The 24,736-nt window shown below is 39.6% G+C and carries 20 protein-coding genes and 3 tRNA genes; 7 read left to right on the forward strand and 16 right to left on the reverse strand.

Annotation, left to right across the window (positions count from 1 at the left end; genetic code table 11):
• Positions 1 to 14: 14 nt before the first annotated feature.
• The 3 genes from ubiA to EXE30_RS10560 all read left to right on the forward strand — a co-directional run bounded on the left by ubiA (position 15) and on the right by EXE30_RS10560 (position 2,563).
• The gene (gene ubiA, locus EXE30_RS10550) at positions 15 to 896 is read left to right on the forward strand and encodes a 4-hydroxybenzoate octaprenyltransferase (protein ID WP_130162346.1); all 882 of its coding nucleotides are present in this window, start codon (positions 15 to 17) and stop codon (positions 894 to 896) included.
• Between the two features lie 113 nt (positions 897 to 1,009).
• Positions 1,010 to 2,269, forward strand: a complete 1,260-nt coding sequence (locus EXE30_RS10555) for an alpha/beta hydrolase family protein (RefSeq protein WP_130162347.1) — start codon at positions 1,010 to 1,012, stop codon at positions 2,267 to 2,269.
• An 87-nt stretch (positions 2,270 to 2,356) separates the two neighbouring features.
• Positions 2,357 to 2,563 (forward strand): hypothetical protein, encoded by a 207-nt coding sequence (locus EXE30_RS10560; RefSeq protein ID WP_130162348.1) that lies wholly within the window; start codon positions 2,357 to 2,359, stop codon positions 2,561 to 2,563.
• Positions 2,564 to 2,583: 20 nt separating this feature from the next.
• On the opposite strand, the gene EXE30_RS10565 is transcribed toward EXE30_RS10560, so the two are convergent.
• The 6 genes from EXE30_RS10565 to EXE30_RS10590 form a co-directional block, all read right to left on the reverse strand.
• Positions 2,584 to 3,024, reverse strand: a complete 441-nt coding sequence (locus EXE30_RS10565; RefSeq protein WP_130162349.1) for a DUF2726 domain-containing protein — start codon at positions 3,022 to 3,024, stop codon at positions 2,584 to 2,586.
• 63 nt (positions 3,025 to 3,087) lie between these two features.
• Positions 3,088 to 3,163: transfer RNA gene (locus tag EXE30_RS10570), tRNA-Asn, on the reverse strand.
• 58 nt (positions 3,164 to 3,221) lie between these two features.
• Positions 3,222 to 3,297, reverse strand: a tRNA-Asn gene (locus EXE30_RS10575).
• Positions 3,298 to 3,303: 6 nt separating this feature from the next.
• Positions 3,304 to 3,379, reverse strand: a tRNA-Asn gene (locus EXE30_RS10580).
• A 148-nt stretch (positions 3,380 to 3,527) separates the two neighbouring features.
• Entirely contained in the window at positions 3,528 to 4,154 is a 627-nt protein-coding gene (locus tag EXE30_RS10585; protein ID WP_004670542.1) for a superoxide dismutase, read from the reverse strand.
• A 144-nt stretch (positions 4,155 to 4,298) separates the two neighbouring features.
• On the reverse strand, positions 4,299 to 5,057 hold the full coding sequence (locus EXE30_RS10590) for a Nif3-like dinuclear metal center hexameric protein (protein WP_130162350.1): 759 nt from the start codon (positions 5,055 to 5,057) through the stop codon (positions 4,299 to 4,301).
• Between the two features lie 189 nt (positions 5,058 to 5,246).
• On the opposite strand from EXE30_RS10590, the gene EXE30_RS10595 reads away from it, so the two are divergent.
• Positions 5,247 to 6,431 (forward strand): trypsin-like peptidase domain-containing protein, encoded by a 1,185-nt coding sequence (locus EXE30_RS10595; protein WP_130162351.1) that lies wholly within the window; start codon positions 5,247 to 5,249, stop codon positions 6,429 to 6,431.
• A 223-nt stretch (positions 6,432 to 6,654) separates the two neighbouring features.
• Here EXE30_RS10595 and EXE30_RS10600 read toward each other — a convergent pair whose 3' ends face one another.
• From EXE30_RS10600 to map, 4 genes are all read right to left on the reverse strand, one after another.
• Positions 6,655 to 7,866, reverse strand: a complete 1,212-nt coding sequence (locus EXE30_RS10600; RefSeq protein WP_130162352.1) for an alginate export family protein — start codon at positions 7,864 to 7,866, stop codon at positions 6,655 to 6,657.
• 84 nt (positions 7,867 to 7,950) lie between these two features.
• Positions 7,951 to 9,297, reverse strand: coding sequence for an MFS transporter (locus tag EXE30_RS10605; RefSeq protein WP_130162353.1), 1,347 nt, complete (start codon positions 9,295 to 9,297; stop codon positions 7,951 to 7,953).
• Positions 9,298 to 9,690: 393 nt separating this feature from the next.
• The gene (locus EXE30_RS10610) at positions 9,691 to 10,746 is read right to left on the reverse strand and encodes an OmpW/AlkL family protein (protein WP_171457362.1); all 1,056 of its coding nucleotides are present in this window, start codon (positions 10,744 to 10,746) and stop codon (positions 9,691 to 9,693) included.
• A gap of 207 nt (positions 10,747 to 10,953) precedes the next feature.
• Entirely contained in the window at positions 10,954 to 11,778 is an 825-nt protein-coding gene (map, locus tag EXE30_RS10615; RefSeq protein ID WP_130162354.1) for a type I methionyl aminopeptidase, read from the reverse strand.
• 226 nt (positions 11,779 to 12,004) lie between these two features.
• On the opposite strand from map, the gene rpsB reads away from it, so the two are divergent.
• From rpsB to EXE30_RS10630, 3 genes are all read left to right on the forward strand, one after another.
• Complete coding sequence (gene rpsB, locus EXE30_RS10620) at positions 12,005 to 12,757, forward strand: 30S ribosomal protein S2 (protein WP_130162355.1); 753 nt, start codon at positions 12,005 to 12,007, stop codon at positions 12,755 to 12,757.
• Positions 12,758 to 12,895: 138 nt separating this feature from the next.
• Complete coding sequence (gene tsf, locus EXE30_RS10625) at positions 12,896 to 13,774, forward strand: translation elongation factor Ts (protein ID WP_130162356.1); 879 nt, start codon at positions 12,896 to 12,898, stop codon at positions 13,772 to 13,774.
• A 223-nt stretch (positions 13,775 to 13,997) separates the two neighbouring features.
• Entirely contained in the window at positions 13,998 to 14,624 is a 627-nt protein-coding gene (locus EXE30_RS10630) for an aminotransferase (protein WP_130162357.1), read from the forward strand.
• 137 nt (positions 14,625 to 14,761) lie between these two features.
• Here EXE30_RS10630 and EXE30_RS10635 read toward each other — a convergent pair whose 3' ends face one another.
• From EXE30_RS10635 to ahcY, 6 genes are all read right to left on the reverse strand, one after another.
• Positions 14,762 to 15,988, reverse strand: a complete 1,227-nt coding sequence (locus EXE30_RS10635) for a multifunctional CCA addition/repair protein (RefSeq protein ID WP_130162358.1) — start codon at positions 15,986 to 15,988, stop codon at positions 14,762 to 14,764.
• A gap of 95 nt (positions 15,989 to 16,083) precedes the next feature.
• A complete protein-coding gene (locus EXE30_RS10640) occupies positions 16,084 to 18,354 on the reverse strand; it encodes an NADP-dependent malic enzyme (RefSeq protein ID WP_130162359.1) in 2,271 nt (756 codons plus the stop codon).
• 219 nt (positions 18,355 to 18,573) lie between these two features.
• A complete protein-coding gene (locus tag EXE30_RS10645) occupies positions 18,574 to 21,423 on the reverse strand; it encodes a putative bifunctional diguanylate cyclase/phosphodiesterase (RefSeq protein WP_130162429.1) in 2,850 nt (949 codons plus the stop codon).
• A 111-nt stretch (positions 21,424 to 21,534) separates the two neighbouring features.
• The gene (locus tag EXE30_RS10650) at positions 21,535 to 22,257 is read right to left on the reverse strand and encodes a 16S rRNA (uracil(1498)-N(3))-methyltransferase (protein WP_130162360.1); all 723 of its coding nucleotides are present in this window, start codon (positions 22,255 to 22,257) and stop codon (positions 21,535 to 21,537) included.
• A 22-nt stretch (positions 22,258 to 22,279) separates the two neighbouring features.
• On the reverse strand, positions 22,280 to 23,116 hold the full coding sequence (metF, locus tag EXE30_RS10655; protein WP_130162361.1) for a methylenetetrahydrofolate reductase [NAD(P)H]: 837 nt from the start codon (positions 23,114 to 23,116) through the stop codon (positions 22,280 to 22,282).
• A 133-nt stretch (positions 23,117 to 23,249) separates the two neighbouring features.
• Positions 23,250 to 24,632 (reverse strand): adenosylhomocysteinase, encoded by a 1,383-nt coding sequence (gene ahcY / locus EXE30_RS10660; RefSeq protein ID WP_130162362.1) that lies wholly within the window; start codon positions 24,630 to 24,632, stop codon positions 23,250 to 23,252.
• Between the last annotated feature and the right edge of the window lie 104 nt (positions 24,633 to 24,736).

Here is a 24,736-nt window from a genome sequence, read left to right on the forward strand (position 1 = left end):
CTCTAAGGGGCAACATGGAAACAGTGCAACAAACAACATGGCGACAGCGTTTAGCAGCATATTATTATTTGTGTCGTTTTGATAAGCCGATTGGTACAGAGTTGGTGTTCTGGCCAACCATGTGGGCATTATGGATCGCATCCAAAGGCATCCCTGATTTTAAAATATTGTTGGTGATGACACTTGGTGTGCTCTTTATGCGAGCTGCAGGTTGCGCCATCAATGATTTTGCAGACCGTAAAGTGGATGCCCATGTTGAGCGTACCAAAGCTCGTCCTCTTGCAACTGGGGAAATTCGAGCGAGAGAAGCTGTTTTTGTTTTTCTTGGTTTGGTTGCAGCAAGTGCCTGTCTTTTATTTTTCTTGCCGATTGAAACCTTTTATTGGTCATTTGGAGCGTTATTTCTCGCTTTCATCTATCCTTTTATGAAGCGCTATACCCATTTACCTCAGGTATTCTTGGGCGCTGCATTTTCTTGGTCGATTCCAATGGCTTATACCGCAGTTGGACAGACACCTGATTTAATTTGCTGGCTTTTGTATTTCGGAAATTTGGCTTGGACAGTGGCTTATGATACTCAATATGCAATTACAGACCGTGAATATGATTTGAAAATTGGTGTGAAATCTACCGCAATTTTATTTGGTCGATTTGATATACAAATTATAGGATTATTACAGCTTGTGAGTTTGGTGTTGATCGGTGGCGCACTTTATTTGGAAGATCTCTTAATTCCGTTTGGACTGGCAGCATTATTAGTCGTTGCGGCTGATTTTATTTATCAAGCAGTTAAAACCAAAGATCGGGATCCACAGATTTGTTTTTGGGCATTCCGTCACAATCGTTGGGTAGGTATGATCATTTTTATTGGAATCTTTTTAGAATTCATGATTTAAAAATGACTTATTAGTTGAAAAGTGTCCTATGCAGGGCACTTTTTTTATGCCTTAATAAGGTCGCATGTAGTTTCATGCACACAAAATAAAACAAGGACTAAAAGGATATTTTTATGAAACGGTCTAATATTGCTTTGGCAATGACGTTCTCTATTTCTGCATTATTTTTATCAGCATGTAATGATGATAATGATTCAAATCAAAGAGATAATCAGAAGGACAAATCTTTTGTTTCTGAAACTTCTTATACTTATGAATCAGAAGGTCTCGGTGATTTAAGTGCTGCTAGTTCAATCAAAGTCATGAACTATAAAATGCCAAATGTACTGGGGAAGACGGTTGAAACGTCTGCTTTAGTGTTTTTTCCTAAAATTGCAAAACCAAAAGATGGCTATCGTGTTGTTGTTTGGGCGCATGGAACATTGGGTGTGGCAGATAAATGTGCGCCAACCAATACGCCATTAAATCCAAACTTTAAGAATTATACTGCAAAGAATTTGCTAGAACAGGGCTATGTGATTGTTGCGCCAGATTATGAAGGTTTGGGTGGAGCGGGAGAACATCCTTATTTACATATTCCAAGTGAAGCGCGTTCAGCACAGTATGCGGTTAAAGCGGCTAAAGAATATTATGGCCAACAGTTGCAAGGTTCGTGGATGTCTGTGGGCCAATCACAAGGTGGGCAAGCATCATTAGGTATTGCTGAATATGCAAATAATGATGCAACTTATAAAGGGGCGGTTGCTGGTGCGCCAGCATCTAGTCTGGATAAAATTATTTTAGAGGTTGCACCTGAAGCGATTGATACTTTACCGCAATCTGCAGCGATTGATACTTATGCGACTTTGTTATCTTACGCGGCGCTAACTGGTGTAGGGATTACTTCTTATGAACCGACATTTGGTTATCAAGGAATATTTGGAAGTGCTAAAGCAAAAGAAATAGCAACGTTGGCGAAAACTGAATGTTTAGGTGAAATTGTAGAGGCTTATAAGCAAGATATTCAAAGTTATGTCGTGGATAATCCGACGGCTAAAGTTTCTGAGTATCCAGGTATCGATGTCGAAGCGTTTAAGAACGATGCAACTATTCAAAAGTTCTTAACGGATTATAGTCAGCCGACAACCAAGAAGTTGAATAAGCCTATTTATATTATCCAAGGTAAATACGATACTAATGTCCCTTATGTAATTACACAGGCATTATACGATGCAATGTATAGCTCTGGAACAAAAGTGGAGTTAAAGACTGTTGATATTGTACCAAGTGCAGCAAATCCTGTAGTTAATGGATCGCACACTGGCGCGATTCTCGCAGCGAATGAAAGTGGCGAGTTGGTCCAATTTATTAAGCAAAATATGCCAGCACAATAAAAATTGATGTTGAAAAAGAGCCTCTATAAAGAGGCTCTTTTTTGTTATAGTGTCGCCACTTTAAAATGTTAATTTTTTGGATCGGCTATGAGTCAAAATGCAGTTGAGAAGAAATCTGTACCTTGGGTATTGATGGGATTGGGATTATTGATTCCAATTTTTATCATAGGAATGGCTTTTTTAGCGGCCAAGAGTGATGCAAAAACCAAGAAAGAATATGATCAGCAAAGAGCAGAAATGGCTAAAAAATTTGAACAGCAAAAAAATGTGGGACACACAGAAAAAGCTGAGTGATAACTTTTGATATTGTCAGTTTATCGAATATCCATCTGTAACTGCTTTATAGATGGGATTTGGGTATATCGTTGTACTTGATATCCAGCCTCTAGTAACATTTGATCGCGTTTCTGGTCTTCTAATTCTTTTCCAATATGACTTGGATCATCAAGTTCAATAATCGCCACAACTTTCATTTCTTTGTCTAAAACTACAAAATCAGTAACCTTGCGATTGAAGCGGTTGCGAATCTTGTAGTGCTTACTGGTAATCAGTGCGCTAAAGGCTACTTGCGCCAGTATATTGTGGTGAGGGAATGCTTGTTGAAGCCTAGAGAACATTTGTGATTCGAATGCGGTAATGACTGGACGGGCGAAGTAATTTTGTTTTAGGAAAAAAGGGCGCAGGTAACTGATCAGTAGTAGTACTGTGCTTATACTACCAATCAGCAAAAAGATGAGTTGTGTTGATTCGGACATATTCTTATCAAAGTGCTAATAAAAAACCCACTGCATATAAATATGAGTGGGTTTTTAGAATCTTGGCTCTCCCACCTGGGCTCGAACCAGGGACCTGCGGATTAACAGTCCGTCGCTCTACCGACTGAGCTATGGGAGAATCTGGATATGCATTCTATGCATATCGGTACTAACGGTCAAGCGAGCCAATAAAAACTTGGCTCTCCCACCTGGGCTCGAACCAGGGACCTGCGGATTAACAGTCCGTCGCTCTACCGACTGAGCTATGGGAGATTAGCTTGGCTCTCCAACCTGGGCTCGAACCAGGGACCTGCGGATTAACAGTCCGTCGCTCTACCGACTGAGCTATTGGAGAATCTGATGCGCATTTTAGGCATGAAATATTCATGCGTCAATAAGAATAGTAAATAAAATGAATCGTTTGCTTGATAAATATTCTTTTAGGATTCTAGAGATAAAAAAACTGCCCAATGTGGGCAGTTTTTTATGCAAGAAATAAAAAGTTATTTCTCAACACCTGCTGGTTGACCAGCAAGTTTTGCATTTGCATAGTCCCAGTTCACTAAGCTTTCTAAGAAAGTAGCGATGTATTTTGGACGTAAGTTACGGAAGTCGATGTAGTAAGCATGCTCCCAAACGTCGATTGTTAATACTGCAATTTGACCGTGAGCAAGTGGAGTATCTGCATTGGCTGTTTTAGTAATAGATAATTTACCATTTACTTCATCAGCAACTAACCACGCCCAACCTGAACCGAATTGAGTAGTTGCAGCAGCAGTAAATTCTTCTGCAAACTTCTCGTAGCTACCAAAAGCCTCTTCAATTTTAGCTGCAATCGCGCCAGTTGGTTTACCACCACCATTTGGTTTCATGCTGTTCCAGTAGAACGTGTGGTTCCATACTTGAGCAGCGTTATTGAAGATACCAGCTTTAGAAGCATCACCAGCAGACGCTTTGATGATTTCCTCTAAAGTTTTACCTTCAAGGTCAGTCCCTTTGATTAAGTTGTTTAAATTAACAACATAAGTATTGTGGTGTTTGTCGTGATGATATTCTAAAGTTTCACGCGTGATATGCGGCGCTAAATCATCATAGCCATATGGAAGCGCAGGTAAAGTAATGGTTGTCATGTTTCAATCCTTGCTATTGCTGGGTTTTACATTAAGTGGCTCTATTGTAAATGATTCTAAAGCGAATGGGGCAGCCTTTTAAACAACCGTATACAATAAAGACTGAATTAAAAACAATAAATAAAATCGGAAATTTCAATGTCACTAAATTGGGTTGTTCAATTCAAAATATTCAGTTTCTATATCGAACTGATGCGCAATCGCTTTTGCTAAACGTTGTACGCCATAGCGCTCTGTGGCATGGTGACCACAAGCGAAATAGTGAACACCAAGCTCTTTGGCTTCATAAAAAGTACGTTCACTGATTTCACCAGAAATATAGGCATCACAGTTTTGTTGTGCTGCCTTATTTATGAAATCCTGAGCACCACCTGTACAGAAGCCTACTTTCTGAATTGTAGTTTTATCACACTGTAAATGGATAATATCAAAGTCAAAAATGCCTTGTAACTTGGCTTTGAATTCTGCTGGACTCATTGGGTTGCTTAGATAGGCAATATTACCAATCGAATGTTTTTCTGCTGGGTCTAATGCTTCTAAATTTTGTAAATCGATTAACTCAGCAATTGCGGCATTATTTCCAAGATCAGGATGAGCATCTAAAGGCAAGTGATAGGCGATCAATGAAATGTTATTTTGAATGAGTTTTTTGATTCGATTGCCGCGCATGCCTGTAATTGGGTAGGCTTCACCTTTCCAAAAATAACCATGATGTACCAGTAATGCGTCTGCTTGTTGGGCGATTGCTGCATCTATGGCAGTTTCTGATGCGGTTACAGCACATACTATTTTATGGACTTCGCGCTTACCTTCGATCTGTAAGCCATTCGGTGCATAATCTTTGAACTCGTTTGCTTTTAAAGTCTGATTACACCATTGCACAATGTCATACAAATTTGCCATGCGATTCCTCAAATGATTTACATTTTATTGTGGTCAATAGAAACATATTTTCTAAGGTAACTAAAGCTAGACAAAAAAAAATTAACTTTTGCGTTGCTTTTAAATAATTTACATTACAATGATGGAAATTTCCTGTTCTTCAACAAATTAACTTATTCATAACATCATTTCGCCTAGAGGATAATAGACGTGCGCCGTGCATTTACATGGTTACCTTGGGTATTACTCATTGTCGTTATATTTAGTTTTCTGGCTTGGCAGAAATCACATCAGCCGAAACCGACTGTGGCGTCTGATGGTGTCAAAATGCCAGCAGAAAAGGTTGAACCCTTAGTTGATACAAATCGTATGGGTGGGGTGGTTTCTTATAATGCTGCTGTAAAAGTTGCTGCTCCTGCAGTCGTAAATATTTTTACCACGCAAAAAATAAAACAACCTAATCATCCTTTATTGAATGACCCTGTTTTCCGCGAGTTTTTTGGCAATCAAATTCCTCAACAACCTAAAAATGAAAATAGTTTAGGTTCGGGGGTGATCGTTCGTGCAGATGGTTATATTTTGACGAACAATCATGTTATTGCTCAAGCAGAACATATTGTTGTTGCGTTATATGATGGTCGTCGTGCTGAAGCAAAAGTGATCGGTACAGATCCTGATACAGATTTGGCTGTAATCAAAATCGAGTTGGATAAACTCCCAGTTTTACCATTTAAACTCAGTGGTAATGAAGTGGGTGATGTTGTACTCGCGATCGGTAACCCATTTGGTGTCGGTCAAACTGTTACACAAGGGATTATTTCTGCGACTGGTCGTTCTGATTTAGGGATTAACACTTACGAAGATTTCATTCAGACGGATGCTGCGATTAACCCAGGCAACTCTGGTGGAGCTTTAATTGATGTTGCAGGTAATCTGATTGGTGTGAATACGGCTATTTTCTCTCAATCTGGTGGGTCGCTTGGTATCGGTTTTGCGATACCCGCAAAAGTTTGTCAGCAAGTTTTAAATTCTATTTTGAAAGATGGTCGTGTGGTACGTGGTTGGTTAGGCATTAGTTTAATTCCAAATAATTTGGATGAAGATGTATTAACCGCAAAACCAATCGGTGTCTTAGTCGCTGATGTGTTACGTGGTGGTCCAGCTGATCTCGCAGGCGTTAAACGTGGAGATAAAATTGTTCAAGTCAATAATGAACAAATTTCTTCTGCATCGCATTTGATTAACTATGTCGCTCTACAGGCGCCAGAAAGTTCGATTGAAGTGGTGGTAGAACGTGATGGGAAACAACAACAATTGGAAGTCAAAGTTGGGGAGCGAAAAATCCAACATAATGTCCAATCCCAATACATTCCGTTACCGAAAGGTCAGCAATAGAATTATTTAGACTTTGTCGTAGTACGATAAAAGACTGTTTTAGAACAGTCTTTTATTTTGTTTAATAAAAAAGCTTGTTGATCCACTCGATCAACAAGCTTTTGCACTTTTATGACTTTTTTATTTTTTATTAAATCATCCAAATTTGAAAATTTGATGACAGTTTCTCTATGATTTCATGCAAACACAGTTAAGTAGATGAATTTTCATTAGAAATAAAGTTTTAGTATTTATAATCCAGTTGTAACCAAAGTTTTTCAGTATTGACACCAAAATCTTCAGCTTGATAATGAGAAAATTTAGCTAATCCCGATAAGCCCTTGAGGGGAAGTGGTTGAGTATAAGAAAGTGCAAACTCTTGTCCATAATTTAATCCTTTTTCATCACTGCGGTAATGATGTAATTCAGTCGCTAATTTGCCCTGACTGAATATGTTGAAACTAGAACTGATATATATATCGCGTAAGCCATTTGCTGGCGTATTTAGAAATAGATCTGTCCAACCATTAAACTTATGTTTTGTTGCCAGTGGTGTTTGAAATGCAATTTTGCCGTTGTCGCTAGTAAGTACTTCATAGCCGATTGCAACTTCACCCACTGGGGTTTTGCCTGATATTTGATAACCGAGCTCAACAGCATAATAATCAGCATCATATGTTACAGGTTGATCTGCATAATCCTGCTGTTTGGCGTATTCGACAGCATAACGGAAGTTATTTTGCTTACCTGTTAAACGTAAGCCGTAGGTTTGGTTGGACCAAGCATTTAGGTCTTCGAAATCAATAAAATAGCCATACAGTACAGCATTGAGTTGTGGGCTGTAGTTGTATTTGATTTGTGCCAAATGAATTTGACTGTCTTGTTCACCATCTTGTGCGATCAATGCAATGGGTTTGGGATCCTCACTCCCAAAAATCGTATTTACCTGATCAATATAAGCATAGTACAACTGTAATGATTGAGTTGGTTTTAGGTTTAAACTAACTGCATCATAGCTTTGTTCATTTTGACGCCAACCTACAGAGCCAATAAACCGTTGGTTATCTAAGTTAATGACTTGGCGACCTAGGCGAGCATCGAATTTAGGATTGCTGTAATTTAAAAATAATTGATTGATGTCTAGGTTTTCTGGATCAGGTACCACACTGTATTGAGTTTCGTTATTCCGAGTACTATTAAACTTTTTATTCAGTTCAATCGTTGCTTCACCTTGAGCAAATAGACTTAAACCTTGCCATGTTCCTGTTTGTAGTGCAGGGCGGATACGTAAGGTGGTTGCTTCCGCTTTCTTTAAAGGATTGTCTTGATCAACCATCTCAAAGCGTAGACGGCTATCAAGCGTAAACTTGGTGTTGTTGATAAAATCATTGTTTGCTGAAGTATTGAATGCTGCAAAACAGCTAAGCGTGAGTAATGACATTGAAATGATTTTCATCTAATTCCCCTTAAATTAATAATTTGAGTTTGATTGGGTGAGGAGGAGATAAATTTAATTTCATCTCCTCTATTTCATGTTTGGTTAAGCAGCAGAATTACGTTCAAGTAATGCTTGTTCAAACAATTCTTTTTCTTTTTCCTTGTGTTCGACTGAGAAACGAATCAGCACCACACTAAAGGCAGCAACAGTCACGAGACAGCCTAGAATCATGAGACAGGTTTGGATATCGAGTAGACCTTTTAGTAAGAAACCAGCCGCAACTGCGCCGACATTTCCACCTGCACCAATGATGCCTGCTACGCCACCGAGTGCATCACGGTCGATAAATGGAACCAAAGCATAGGTTGCGCCACAGGCCATATGTGTAAATAGTGCAAAAACTGTCATAGCGAGTACGGCAAGCATGACGGTATTCATTTGTGAGAAAACGATCAGGAATAGACCTTCGCCTAAGATCAGTAAGAATAAAATTCGTGTACGACCATCTAAACCTTTGTTCATAGCCACTTTGTCAGAAACAATACCACCCAATGCACGCGCAAATAATGCCAATAGACCGAAGATACCTGCTGTCAGTCCAGCTTCTTTTAAGCCCATATTAAAATGGTCAACATAGTACATCGCTGCAATATTATGAATGAAGATTTCGATACCAAAACATGCGGCGTATGCTGTAAACAACACCCAAACACGATAGTTACGAGCGGCTTGCATGAGAATCGCAGTACCGCCTTTTTTATTATTTCCAGCTTCAATCCCTTGCTCGCGTAATTCCTTAAAATTACCTTGTGGGCTATCTTGAGTGAGTTTCCAATAAAGGACACCAACGATGAGCATCATAATGCCAGGAACGAGTAGGGCAATACGCCATCCCATCGCTTGCTCGACACCGAACATGACGATAGCGCCTAAAATGAGTGGCATGATCGCTTGGGTTGCACCACCACCCGCATTACCCCAACCAGCAGCGGCCGCATTTGCCGTACCGACAACATTCGGTGCAAACATGACACTGGTATGGTATTGAGTAATAACGAAGCTTGCACCAATCGCTCCAATTAATAGACGAAAGAATAGAAAGGATTCATAGGTATTTGCTGCGGCAACGCCGAAGACAGGAATACTTCCCAGTAAGAGTAGGGCTGTATAAGTTTTACGTGGACCATATTTATCGCACAATGGACCAACAATAAGACGAATCAGAATGGTAATTGCCACAGCAGCAATATTGATATTGGCGATTTGTGATTTGGTTAAATTAAATTCCCCAGCAATGACAGGCATCAGCGGAGCGCAGGCAAACCATGCGAAGAAGCAGACAAAGAACGCCAGCCATGTCATGTGGAATGCGCGCATTGCAGGAGTAGCAAAGCTAAATAATTTTATTTCAGTGGCTTTTTTTGCATCTAAATTCATTTTTGAAGACATAAACTTCTCCTGAACTGAACGTAATTTTTTGCAAAGCAGAGTATCTGCATAAGCAAAGCGAACAGAACGGACATCGTTGGCCGTCGACAAACTCTTTTGTGAATCATCTTTGATCCACCGCGTTAGTCATAATGCAAGGGCCATGCCATAAAAAATAATTAACCAAATGAATAAATTAAAATATTAATTGTAAAAAAGTATTTGGATTTATATTTAGGTTTTGGTTCATTTTTGAAAGTTGGAGGCTGAATTATTTGGTATTGAATTAAAAAATTTGGTTAGACAATCATGAATAAGCTGTTTGCAATTGGTGCGGAAATTCTATGCACAGTGGTTTAAAAGGTGGCGAAAATAAAAAAAAGCAGCCGAAGCTGCTTTTGAAAAAAATAAAATTTAGAAGCGATAGCCCACACCTAAATAGGTGATCAGTGGATCAATATCAATTTTGGTATTGGCGCGGATTAACTCTTTGCCTGTATTGCGGTCAGTGACATAGATTTTTGCTTCATTATTCATTTTTGAATAAGAGACTGAACCGACAGCAAACCAGTTTGGTTTGAAATCATAAGTTGCGCCTATCGTGACGATCGGTGCAAAAGTATCCGTTGCTTTGAGTTTAACAACAGGATCAGCAGATGATTTCTTGCCATCTAATGCTGCACCCGCTTTATCATCATGAATATTTTGAATCATATGACCAGCCGCAATAAGATCAGATTCAATCGCAGGATTAATTTTTAATGAATTAAAGTAAGCATACATCACGCCAGCCCCTACATAAGGGCGGAATTTGTTGACACCTGTTTTACCAAACTGGTAATGGAGTTCGACTGCTGGTAGCCATGCGCGTGCGGAAGCTGCTTTATCACCTTGAGTTAAATCAGTGATATGAAGATCTTGTTTTAGACCGATAGAACCTAAAGCTGTATCGGCTTTTCCACTTAAAGGAGCATAAATATCTCCTTTCCCTTTGATATCAACTTTTGGAGGAATGCCTGCTTTGACCTCTAATGAGAGATTGTCGGTGAAATTGTAATTAAACATGAGACCAACAGTGTCGACATTATCTGCTTCCAAGCCAGTACCCTGACTTTTCCAATTTGAGAGACCATTTACAGTTGCAGTTCCAGTTAATGCTCCAGGTACGGGATCTAATGGCTGTATTTTGATTGCATCATAGAGTGCTTTGTTGGAGTCTCGATCTGCAGCGTCCAGTACAGCTTGTTTAGAAACTGATCCAACCTTTGATTGGGTTCCTTCAGCAATACTAGTATTAATGTTGATTGGATTTGCTGAACCTTGAGGCATCGCATGTAACCAACCTGCGGACACAGAGAAACGTTTAAATCCATCACCATCTTTAAGACTAAAATAAGGTGAGTCTGCAAAAGTAAGAGTAGGTAGGGTGCAAAGCCCCGTTATAAGGAAAGTGAATGACTTTTTCATCATCATGGGACTCCATGTCCAAAAGTTTGTAAGGATTTTTCTTGCGCCCAACATAACTCTTTTTTATGAATGGTGTGTTTAGTTAAATTTTATAATTGTTGTGCTTATGAAATATTTTGTTTTGTTTAGATAAATTGATGAAGAAATTGTGGAGATGAAAAAAGCTACCGAAATAGCTTTTTTGATAGGTGCTTAAAGATAGAGAATCAATTACATAAAACGAGATAAATCTTCTTCAGGGCGTGCAGTTAAAACCTCAATCCCTGTCTGTGTGACTAAAATCGTATGCTCGTATTGTGCAGATAATTTATGGTCTTTGGTTACAACTGTCCATTTATCACCTAATAATTTGGTTTGCCAAACGCCTGCATTGACCATTGGTTCGATCGTAAAGGTCATGCCAGCTTCAAGGCGCATACCTGTGCCTTTTTGGCCATAGTGCAGAACTTGTGGCTCATCATGGAAGACATTACCGATACCATGACCGCAATACTCACGAACGACACTGAAACGTTCAGACTCAACGTATTGTTGAATCGCGTGTCCAACATCGCCAAGATATGATCCATCTTTAACAGTTGCCATACCACGATACATCGCTTCTTGTGCAACTTTACAAAGGCGATTTGCAAGAATAGAAGTCTCTCCACCGACGACATACATCATATTGGTATCGCCGTGATAGCCATCTTTAATCACAGTCACATCAATATTAAGGATGTCGCCATTTTTAAGCGTTTTAGCTTCGGATGGAATACCATGACATACGACATGGTTTACAGATGTGCAGATAGTATGTTGGAAAGCAGGACGCCCTGGTGCTGCACCATAGCCTAAACAAGCAGGAATGGCTTGCTGAATGTTGACAATATGATCATGACAAATTGTGTCGAGTTCTAGTGTACTCACACCCGCCTTAATATAAGGCTTAATCATGTCTAAAACTTCAGCTGCCAGTTTCCCTGCAACGCGCATCTTTTCAATTTCATCGGGAGTTTTGATTAATCGGCGAGGAGCTGTATAAGTTGTATTCATGATCTCTAAAAACTTTTGGTAATTCGCAAGTGACTATGGTATAAATAGCCGCCTATTTTATCAATTGCTTTTCGTGACTATCTTTCTTAATGCGAGGTATTGCGAAAGTGTATAATAAATAGTCGTACAAAATCCGCACATATATCGTCACATTACTCTGGGTGCCTAGCAATAGGTGGAGAATGCGGATATATGGAGGCCTAACCCAAATCTTAAGGTATAGAAAATGGCAGATTACAACGTAAGCATGCGCGACCTTCTTCAAGCAGGCGCACACTTTGGTCACCAAACTCGTTTCTGGAACCCAAAAATGCGTCAATACATTTTTGGCGCGCGTAACAAAATTCACATCATTAACCTTGAGCATACTGTTCCTGCGTTAAATGATGCATTGAACTTTGTGAATAACCTTGCGAGCAAAAAGAACAAAGTATTATTCGTTGGTACAAAACGAGCTGCTTCTAACATCATCCGTGAACAAGCTCAACGCGCTGGTCAACCATATGTAGATCACCGCTGGTTAGGTGGTATGTTGACGAACTGGAAAACACTTCGCCAATCTATCAACCGTTTAAAAGATCTTCAAACTCAATCTCAAGACGGTACTTTTGCTAAGCTTACTAAACGTGAAGCTTTAGAACGTACTCGCGAGATGGAAAAACTTGAACGTGCTTTAGGCGGCGTTAAAAACATGGGTGGTTTACCTGACGCATTATTTGTAATCGACGTTGATCACGAAGCGATTGCAATCAAAGAAGCGAAAAACTTAGGTATTCCTGTAATCGGTATCGTTGATACAAACTCTAACCCAGATCACGTTGATTACGTTATCCCGGGTAATGACGATGCGATCCGTGCAGTAACTTTGTATGCTTCTGCTATGGCTGATGCGATTCTTGCTGGTAAAGAATATGCTCAATCACAAGCAAATGCACAAGCAAAAGGCGATGACGCTGCAAAAGATGCTTCTGAGGCTTAATGCGTTTTGACGCAAGCTTGTCATTTTTGCGACATGTAATGGTGGCAAATTAAAGCGTCGAGATTGCAAACGGCCCAGAGTTTCTTTGGGCCGTTTTTGTTGAACAGATTTATTTTCTACCGATTTTAGGAGATCAACATGACTGCAGTTACTGCGAGCATGGTAAAAGAATTACGTGACCGTACTGGTCTTGCGATGATGGAATGTAAAAAAGCATTAACAGAAGCGGGCGGTGACATCGAACTTGCGATTGATAACCTTCGTAAATCAGGTCAAGCAAAAGCTGCTAAAAAAGCAGGCAACATTGCTGCTGATGGTGCGATCACGATCATTCAAAACGGTAACAAAGCGATTCTTGTTGAAGTTAACTGTCAGACTGACTTCGTTGCTAAAGACGAAAACTTCAAAAACTTTTCTGATAAAGTTGCTGCTGCTGCACTTGCTGCTGGCGAAACTGACGCTGCAAAAATTGCTGAACTTAAGCTTGAAGACGGCGCTACAGTAGAAGAATCACGTGTTGCACTTGTTCAAAAAATTGGTGAAAACATCCAAGTTCGTCGTGCTCAAATTGTTGAAGGCGAAAACTTGGCTGTTTACAAGCACGGTTTAAAAATCGGTGTAGTTGTTTCTTACACAGGTGATGCTGATACAGGTAAAGGTATTGCTATGCACGTAGCTGCATTCAATCCAGTTGCTGTAAATGCTGAAGCTGTTTCTGCTGACTTAATCGCTAAAGAGAAAGAAATTGCTGAAGCGAAAGCATTAGAATCTGGTAAGCCTGCGAACATCGTTGAGAAAATGGTAACTGGTTCAATTGAAAAATATTTGAACGAAGTTGCACTTGATCGTCAAATGTATGTAATCGACAACGACAAAAAAGTTGCTGATGTATTGAAAGCGACTGGTACAGTTGTTGCTCAATTCGTTCGTTTCGAAGTAGGCGAAGGTATTGAGAAGAAAGCTGAAATGAGCTTTGCTGACGAAGTTGCTGCTGCTCAAGCTGCTGCTGCTCAATAATTTTTACTGAATAAGTAAAAGTTATAAAAACCCAGTCATTATTTTGGCTGGGTTTTTTATTGGAAACAAAAAATTCATTTTAGATAAACCACTACCAGAACATATCACCAAAGAAATTTTCAATCTCATAATAATAAAAGCGTGAAGTAGAAAAAATTAACATCATCTTCATTAAAAACTCAATATATTGGGCTTAAATATATTGATTGCTTTGGAGTTAGATATGTCTACAGCTAGATCAGGAATTTTGTTCAGTACACTTTTTTTGTCCTGTTTATCCCTGCCTGTTTATGCAACAGTTGGCGGACCACAGCATATTGAAGTTCTAGGATTAGATCGAAAAGCCCAAAAGATTTATCTTATGCGACATTTTGAAGATGGTCGGGGACGTTTGCCTCAACTCTATTATTATCAATTAAATAGTGCTAATCCGACTAAACTCATTCAAGTTCGTTCGCTCTATATCAATCCCAAAACTAAGCTAATTGATTATGATCAAGATAGTAGGCAATTTGATATAGAAATTAAGAAAATTCAGAAGCGTTTAATATCACTTCAAGCTATACACAACAGTAATGTTCGCATTCAAATATTAACCAATAAAAAAGGTACGGCAAAAGCATGGTATGACCCACAAGAATCTATTGATAAATGGTCATATCAATATCGGGTAAAAAGCTTAGGTTTAAAAAGTACATTGCAGAAAGCTGACACTTACAAGCAAGGGTTAAATATATCGAAAGTCTATAAAGTGCCGCACAGTAATACGATGCTTGTGACAGTCAAATACCTCGGTATCCCTTTTGAAACGGGTTATAGCATTGAAGATCCAGTATTGTTGACTAAATAATAGACTTCTTTCATAGATCCCTTGCGGAACTTCAATCGTTCCTCATTCTCTCTACAGGAGAAATATGCAGGGTTATGAAAGGTTCTAATATAAATTTTAAATTGTTTCGTAGCACAACGATGGCGTGCTAAACAGGTTTATTCTTCATGCTGTTCTTTAAATTTTGCTAATGCCTCAATACGGTATTGAATCAACATTTCGCCAATTTCAGGACCTTGAATATGTTCAGGTAAATCTTGAGCTCGAATGTTTCTGACGATTTCCATTGCATCTAACATGTATTTTGCCTGAGGGTATGGGCGCTGTTCTAAACCCAAACGTCCTTTCGCATCGCATTCACATGCTTGAACAAAAGCTCTGGCTTTATCGGGTCTACGTAGAACATCCAAGCGCTGTAACAAACGCCATAAAGTTCCTGGTTTTAGATTTTTGACTTGATGGCATTTCAAATGTTCTTTACAAACGGTTAGCGCTAAATTTTTAAGATAGGTTGGAACTTTTAAGCGATCACAAACCTCAGTCACGGGTTGTATACCGCGTTCTTCATGCATGATGTGTCTTGGTAACTCTTCAATAGGGGTGAGTGCTTTGCCTAAGTCGTGGACCAGTACTGAGAAGCGGACATCCAAAGCGTAATTCGCCTGACATGCTTGTTTAAGTGCCATAAGTGTATGAATACCACAATCTATTTCAGGATGGTATTCAGGGCGCTGTGGTACCCCAAACAGGGCATCGAGTTCAGGAAACAGGACCTTTAAAGCGTTACAGTCTTTTAGGATCTGAAAATATACATCTGCATGATCTTCCATTAACGCCCGAGAAGTTTCTTTCCAGACGCGTTCTGGTGTAAGGGTGCTTAATTCGCCTGATTGAGCAATATTTTGCATGAGTTGTAGTGTTTCATCAGCAATTTTAAAGTCATATGCAGCATAACGAGCAGCAAAACGGGCCACTCGAAGTACTCGTAATGGGTCTTCAGTAAAAGCATCAGAAACATGGCGCAGAATTTTTTGGTCTAGATCTTTTTGTCCGCCATAGGGGTCATAAACTTTGCCTTGTTCATCCATTGCCATGGCATTGATGGTAAGGTCGCGGCGGATTAAATCTTCTTCTAACTTAACACTAGTGTCTGTAAAACATTGGAAACCATGATAACCAACTCCAGATTTACGTTCTGTGCGTGCGAGTGCGTATTCTTCTTTTGTTTTGGGATGTAGAAATACAGGGAAGTCTTTGCCAACAGGTTGATAACCTTCCGCGAGTAATTGTTCTGGCGTTGCGCCAACAACAACATAATCTTTTTCGTGATAGGGATGCCCAAGTAAATGATCTCGAACAGCACCGCCTACTAAATAAACTTGCATGAAAAAACCTCTATTCTTCACACAATCATGCTACAGAATAGAGGTTTTCTCAAGCACTAAGCAAAGCTTTTCAGCAAAAGCTTTGCTTACAATGGCTAGTTTTCACTTTGTTGAATTTCAGCAACAGTCAATGCAGTCATGTTGATTAGACGGCGTGTTGTTGCTGTTGGGGTGAGGATATGAACTGGTTTTGCAGCACCTAATAAAATCGGCCCAATCGTTACATTATTCCCAGAGGTCGCTTTTAATAAATTAAAAGAAATATTTGCTGAGTCTAGGTTTGGCATGATCAATAGATTAGCTGAACCTTTGTAACGTGAATTTGGGAAAGCAAAGTGACGAATGTTTTCGTCTAGTGCTGCATCGCCATGCATTTCACCTTCAACTTCTAATTCAGGTGCTTGTTCTGTAAGTAAGCGATAGACTTCACGCATTTTTTGAGCGCTAGAATCCAGTTGGTCGCTACCAAAGCTTGAATGCGAAAGTAGTGCTACACGTGGCGTAATGCCAAAACGGCGAACTTCTTCCGCAGCTAAAATGGTCATTTCAGCAAGCTGTTCAGCTGTTGGGTTGGTATTCACATAAGTGTCAGCAATAAACAAATTGCGATCTTCAAGCATCAACGCATTTAGGGTAAAGAATGTGCTGCGACCTTCTTTTAAACCAATGACATTTTTAACGAAATCTAAATGGATATCGTAGCTTGCATAAGTACCACAGAGCATACCATCGGCTTGACCAAATTTAACCAATAAAGCTGCAATGAGTGTCGAGCGACGACGTGTTTCACGTTGAGCGTATTCTACGGTCACACCTTTGCGTTGCATGGTTTGGTAGTAATCTTTCCAAAATTCCTCATATTGAGGATTTTTTTCTTGATCAACGATCTCGATGTTAACGCCATGTTGTAAACGTAGACCTAATTTTTTGATATTTGCTTCAATTACCGTGGTACGGCCGACTAAAATTGGTTTAGCCAAACCTTCATCAACTGCGATTTGTACTGCACGTAATACGCGCTCGTCTTCACCTTCAGCGTATGCAATACGTTTAGGGTCAGTTTTCGCTTGTGCAAAAATTGGTTTCATCAAGAACGCTGAGTTATACACGAACTCAGAAAGTCTTTGGCGATATGCAGAGAAATCTTCAATTGGACGTGTTGCAACACCAGAATCCATTGCTGCTTTAGCGACCGCAGGTGCGATTTCTAAAATCAAGCGCTGATCAAGAGGGCCAGGGATCAAGTAATCACGACCAAATGATACTGATTTTTCACCATAAGTAGCAGCGTCGGCTTCTACGTGCGCCATACGTGCAATCGCATGTACACATGCAATTTTCATTTCTTCATTGATGGTGGTAGCACCCACATCAAGTGCGCCACGGAAGATATACGGGAAGCAAAGCGCATTATTAACTTGGTTTGGATAGTCCGAACGACCTGTCGCCATAATGACATCTGGACGTACTTCATGTGCATGTTCAGGCAAGATTTCTGGATCTGGGTTTGCAAGTGCAAAGATGATTGGATTCTCAGCCATTTCTTTAACCATTTCTTTGGTTAAAATACCCGCTGCCGAAAGACCCAAGAACATATCCGCACCAGCAATGACTTCATGCAATTGTGTTGCTGCAATATCTTGTACGTAACGCTTTTTCGACTCATCCAGCCCTTCGCGTGAAGTGGTGAGAAGACCGCGAGAATCAGCAACAGTGATGTTGGCTTTATTCACACCAAGAGCACAAAGTAAATCTAAGCAAGACAATGCCGCAGCACCTGCACCAGACGCTACAATTTTGATTTCATCAATTTTCTTATTTACGATTTGCAAAGCATTTAATAATGCTGAACCTACAATAATACTGGTGCCGTGTTGGTCATCATGGAACACAGGAATTTTCATGCGTTCACGAAGCTTTTTCTCGATATAGAAACATTCAGGTGCTTTGATATCTTCTAGGTTGATACCACCAAATGTTGGTTCTAACGCAGCAACGATATCAACGATTTTATCAGGATCATTTTCCGCGATCTCAATATCAAATACGTCCACACCAGCGAACTTTTTGAAAAGGACGCCTTTACCTTCCATGACAGGTTTTGATGCTAAAGGACCAATATTCCCTAAACCCAGTACAGCTGTACCATTACTCACGACGGCGACCAGATTACCACGTGCTGTATATTTGGCAGCAGCAGAAGGGTCTCGTTCGATTTCCAAACACGGGGCTGCAACACCAGGAGAATATGCAAGCGCTAGATCTCGTTGGTTAACGAGCTGCTTGCTAGGTGTCACACTGATTTTTCCCGGAGTAGGAAATTCATGGTAATACAAAGCGGCCTGTTTTAAAGATTGATCGTCCATCTGAGTCTCGATTGTTCCGATAATAATCAGCTATATAGGTTGCTGATTATTATATTAAGATAAGTGCACAAGAATATAGCACTAGTTCATGCTTTCGCCCAGTCAAAAAAGCTTATTTTCACTGAACGATCATGCTTATTGACAATTTATAACTAGCGCAAAATAAACTGCTAAAATGCTCAAAACCCACCCTTAAATGGAAGTTTTTGCGGTTGACAGTTAGGTGTGCTGTTGTAAATATTCCGTCGCATGTATTGCTGTTAATGGTCTAGAAAATAAGTAACCCTGCAATATGTCACAGTTTTGACGTTTTAAGTATTCGCTTTGCTGTTCTGTCTCAACACCTTCGGCCACAACTTTTAGGCCAATCGTTTTACCCATCGCAATCATGGCATTAACTATCGCATCTTGTTTGGCATCGCCGATTTTTGAAATAAAAGCCCGGTCTATTTTCAGTGTATCTATTGGGTATTCGGTTAAATAAGCGAGGGACGAGTAGCCAGTTCCAAAATCATCAAGTGCAATTGAAATATCACGTTGTTTGAGCGCTTGTAAAACGACTTTTACACTTTCTGTATTTTCTAAAAAAGCGGATTCGGTGATTTCTAACTCAAGGTTTTTTCCTGAAATTGAATACTGATCTAAGATGGTATCAATATCATGAAGTAGTTGCCCACGTAAGATTTGTTGTGCCACGATATTGACCGCAATATGAATATGACCGAAACCAAGTTGCTGCCATACATGTAATTGCTTAGCAGCTTCATGCAGTACAAATTGACCTATATCTGAAATAAGACTGGTACTTTCTGCTAAAGGAATGAAAATATCAGGCATGATCAGCCCTTTAGTGGGATGTTCCCAACGAATAAGGGCTTCGAAACCATCGATCTGATTGTTTTGAGCGATAATTTTTGGTTGGTAATAAACAATCAGTTCATTATTTTGAATGGCTTTCCTTAGGTCGAGCTCTAAATCAGAGTATTTGGCAGTTAGGTTGGCTCTTTCATTTGAATAATATCGAATGGTATTCCCCCCTAAGCGTTTTGCTTCATTGAGGGCTTGTTCAGCATGGGTATTTAAATTATCAACTTGACGCCCATGTTCTGGGAACATTGCCACGCCGACTGAAATGCTCACCAAATACTCTTGATCAGAGATATAGAATGGCTGGCAAAAGTTTTCAACGATATTATTGCATAATTGATGAATTGGCGGATGTAAAGGTGACATTTCATAAATAATGGCAAAATCATCTGCACTCAAATGTGCAACTAGAAGAGCATCGATATTGCTAATACGTAAGCGTTGAGCAACTTGTTTTAAGAGTTCATTTCCTGCTTGATTGCTAATCAATTCATTCAAGGTGCGGAAACGATCTATGTTTAGGCGAATCACAGCAAGATGTTGAATCGATGCTTCACTGATTAAATACTGATGGAGCTGTTGTTGATAATAAAAACGATTAGGTAAGTCGGTGAGTGTATCGTAGTTGGTTAAATAAGATAAACGCTGCTCTTGGTGTTTACGTTCTGTTTGATCCGAAACAATGCCGATATAATTGATGACTTGGTCTTGTTCATTTTTGACGGCATTGATATGGATCCATAGGAAACATGATTTTCCAGAATGATACGTTTCCTGAAATTCTCCTTCATACTCATATTCTTCTCTTAAAGTATCGAGTATAGAAAGTTGAAAATTTAGATGGTGAGGTTTATTTTGCTTAGTAATGTCAAACAGGTGTTTATTTAAAATTAATTGCTTATCTAATCCTGTCATCTGTTCGTATTTGGGATTAACTTCCAGATAGTTAAATTGCTCATCTAAAATAAAAATACCTTCAGATGCTTGTTCAAAAACACTAGCAGACAGTTTCAAGCGTTCTTGATCTTTGCGTTCTTGATTGATGTCTCGATAAACACCAACCATACGTAAAGGTTTGCGGCTCACAGGATCTCTTTGAATCACTTGCCCAACATCATGTATCCATGACCATTCTCCATTTGGACGCTTAATACGAAAGGATTCTTCATAACGCGCTATCTGCCCATATAAATGGCTGTATAAAGTATTTTTTACACGTTCAATATCATCTGGATGAGCGATTTTGTGCAACAGTGCATAGTGATTATCAGAGTTGCGTTTCACAGGCTGACTATGTGTGTTGGTTATACCTATGGTCTGATTTTCTAGATTCCATTCCCAAGGATGAATACCCGCTGTTTCATGTGCAAAAGCTAAATTTTGTCGATGTTCTTCTAAGCTTTCATTCATTTGGGTGAGGTCAAAAGTACGATCACGAACTTTTTGTTCCAGTAAGTGATTGTTAAACTGTAATTGTGCTTCAATATCTTTAGATTTATTAATTTCACGCTGTAGTTGTTGGCAAAGTTCTTCAGTCCATTGATTATGTCGTTCTGAAACGTCCATCAATTGTTTGTTTTTTTCAAGTACACCTGAAAGACGTTTATGAATTTTATAGGTTGCTTGCGCGCATAGTAATGTTGCAAAGAAAGTCGAGTAATAAGCCAAGTAGAACAGCGTATGATGACGATCGCCATATAGAATTTGAGAAATAATCAGTGGAATAATGCTGGGAAGGAAAAATAGAAAAAAATATCGAATATGCTGGGTTAAAAATGTAAGGGCAATAATATGAGATGTAGTGAGGAGCAAGGCGGTTAAGATTAAAATATGCGAGCTTGTCAGACTGGGTACATCATCGATGAGGTAATAATTAATAATGATGGAGTTAACACCAAGCAATAAGCCAGTAAAAAAGCACACCATTTGAAATAAATAATTGGTTTTTTTTAAGAAAAGGGGAGATGAATATTGGTCTAAAGAGAATCTACATAGAAAAAAGAAAACAAGTAAAACAATCAGCGTAATACAAATCCATGTAGTGAAAATGTTGGGGCTGAAAGAGTAGAAAAGACTAAACAACGCATAATCTAAAAGACAAATACAAAGTACGCTGAGAACAAATGAACGGATATGACTAGAACAATTAAATAAATCCGTATAAATAGATGGCGGTGAATCTTGCTTCTGAACCCCAGACATACAACGAATAATCCTTTTCATTTATTCAATGCCTACAGCCTTTATTTTTTGTAGGCAGAGTAGAGTTCATTTAAATTAACGCTAAACCCAATGGAAAGCAATCCACATGTATCATTTGATTGAAAAGTGATAGTTCAAGATAGACAAAGCCACAACGGGAGCAGTTTCTGTTCTTAAAACACGATCTCCAATGCACCAGTTTTTAAAATGGTTTTGATTTGCAGTTTCGATTTCAGTTTCACTGAGACCACCTTCAGGACCAATTAATAATGCTAAATCAGGCGAACTATCCAATAACACATTTTCTTGATCTTTATTTGGTGCGAGTACAAAACGTGAAGGGGGAAGTTGCGCTGACTTGATCCAATCGATTAATGCGATAGGAGCTAACACCTCAGGAACTCGGTTCATACCACATTGTTCACATGCGGCGATGGCGACAGATTGCCAGTGATCTAGTTTCTTTTGATCGCGATCATATTTGAGTCGCATTTCGCAGCGTTCGCTGGTCAAAAGTTGAATCGTTGTAACACCTAGTTCAGTCGCTTTTTGAATTGCATAATCCATGCGATCGCCTTTGCTCATGACTTGGCCTAAAACAATTTGAAAAGGCGGCGTACGATCGACTGGATCAAATTGATCAATTGATACAAACGCATTTTTCTTGTTTATTTCAGTCAGTGTTACAACGTATTCACCACCTTTTCCATTGAAAAAGATGGCTTGTTCTTGCTCTTTTGCACGAAGCACCCGTACCCAGTGATGAAATACCGATTCCGTTAATTCAATGGTATTGCCAGTATTTAGTTCGGCTTCGATATAAAAACGATTCATGCTTGGATCAGGCTCGTACAAATTAGTTTAAACCAAGATCAACAACCAGTTGTTGAGTTGGCTCTGTTTGATTCATTGAATAGAAGTGAAGTGATGGTGCACCACCAGCGATTAAACGTTCGCAGAGTTTCACAATAACTTCATGACCAAATGCTTTGATACTTTTGCTGTCATCTCCATAAGCAGCAAGTTGCTTACGAATCCAACGCGGAATTTCTGCGCCTGTACCATCAGCAAAGCGAATTAAGTTGCTTGCGTTAGTAATCGGCATAATACCTGGAGCAACAGGGATATTTACACCTGCTTTATCCAAACGTTCCATGAAGTAAAAATAGGCATCAGGATTAAAGAAGAACTGCGTAATCCCTGCATTTGCACCAGCGTGTACTTTTTCAATAAAACGTTGAATATCGACATCAAAGCTTTCGGCTTGCGGATGCATTTCAGGATAAGCAGCAACTTCGATATGAAAGTGATCACCTGAGTATTCACGGATAAAGCGAACCAAATCCTGCGCATATGGAAGCTCACCAAGACCAACTTGACCAGAAGGTAAATCACCCCGTAGTGCTACAATACGATCAATACCTTGCGATTTATATAAATCTAACAGCTCTGCAATACGCGCTTTATCATCACCAATACATGATAGGTGAGGTGCGACAGGTGTACCTTTACCATTGAAATCATTAATCGCTGCTAAAGTACGTTCACGTGTAGATCCACCAGCACCATATGTAATCGAGAAAAATTCAGGATTCAATAGTTGTAACTCTTGGTGGACAGTACGTAGTTTTTCTGCCCCAACATCAGTTTTAGGTGGGAAAAACTCAAAAGAAATAGGAATACGTTTGGTCATTTCAAATCCTTTTTTTTATTTCTTTTCACTTCTCCTAAATCCTCTCCTAAACGGAGAGGACTTTTTGATACTCATTAGGGTAACGAATATCACCTCTTCCTAAGGGAGAGGGCTTAGGAGAGGGTATTAAAACTTAGTATTTATAAGCGTCAGCTTTGAAAGGGCCTTCGACTGGAACACCAAGATAATCCGCTTGTACTTGAGTCAGTTGTGTTAACACACCACCAAAACCAACAACCATTGCCGCAGCAACTTCCTCATCTAATTTCTTAGGAAGCACTTCTACACGAATAGCTGCTTGCTTTTGATCAGCAGGTAGATCTGCAAATTTCTCAGCAAATAAATGCATTTGACCTAATACTTGGTTTGCGAAAGAACCATCCATTACGCGTGAAGGATGACCTGTTGCATTGCCTAGGTTAACCAAACGACCTTCAGAAAGAAGGATCAAGTAGTTGTTTTCATCTTCTGAACGATATACTTGGTGTACTTGTGGCTTCACTTCAACCCACTTGTAACCACGTAAATACGCTGTATCAATTTCAGTATCAAAGTGACCGATGTTACAAACGACTGCACCTGCTTTTAAGCTATCGAGCATTGCAGAATCACAAACATGGTAGTTACCTGTTGTGGTCACAACGAGATCAGTGTTTGCGAGCAAATCGTGGTTAATGTCTTCTTTTTTACCTGTTTGTACGCCATTTTTGTATGGAGAAACGACTTCGTAACCATCCATGCATGCTTGCATCGCACAGATTGGATCAACTTCAGTAACGCGAACGATCATGCCTTCTTGACGTAAAGATTGCGCTGAGCCTTTACCTACGTCACCGTAGCCAATCACAAGGGCACGACGACCAGAAAGTAACATGTCGGTACCACGTTTGATTGCATCATTTAATGAATGACGGCAACCATATTTGTTATCGTTTTTAGATTTAGTGATCGAGTCATTCACGTTGATCGCTGGAACTTTAAGTGAACCATCTTTCCACATTTCTAAAAGACGTTGAACACCTGTGGTTGTTTCTTCAGTAATCCCGTGAATACCCTCTAAAAGTGCAGGATATTTTTCATGAACAAGTGCAGTTAAGTCACCACCATCGTCCAAGATCATGTTGGCTGCCCATGGTTGTCCATTGACATTGATTTGTTGTTCTAAACACCAAACATATTCTTCTTCAGTTTCACCTTTCCAAGCGAATACAGGAATACCACGTGCAGCAATCGCAGCAGCAGCGTGATCTTGAGTTGAGAAAATGTTACATGAAGTCCAGCGCACTTCAGCGCCTAATTCGATTAATGTTTCAATTAAAACGGCAGTTTGGATTGTCATATGAATACAACCCAAGATTTTTGCACCTGCAAGCGGTTTAGCCGCTGCATAACGCTTACGTAAGCCAATCAAAGCTGGCATTTCAGCTTCAGCAAGTTTGATTTCTTTACGGCCGTAGTCAGCAAGGGAAATATCGGCAACTTTATAATCTGTAAATGAAGCATTCACCGCGTTCATCAGGATCTCCTAGAAAAAATAGTATGGATCATTTTGTTCGCGGATGCCGTTGTCTTGGAAGCATTGCTTCTTACGCCGAGCCTAGCAAATTGATCTTTAGTACC

It is taken from the genome of Acinetobacter halotolerans (assembly GCF_004208515.1).
GTDB lineage: Bacteria > Pseudomonadota > Gammaproteobacteria > Pseudomonadales > Moraxellaceae > Acinetobacter > Acinetobacter halotolerans.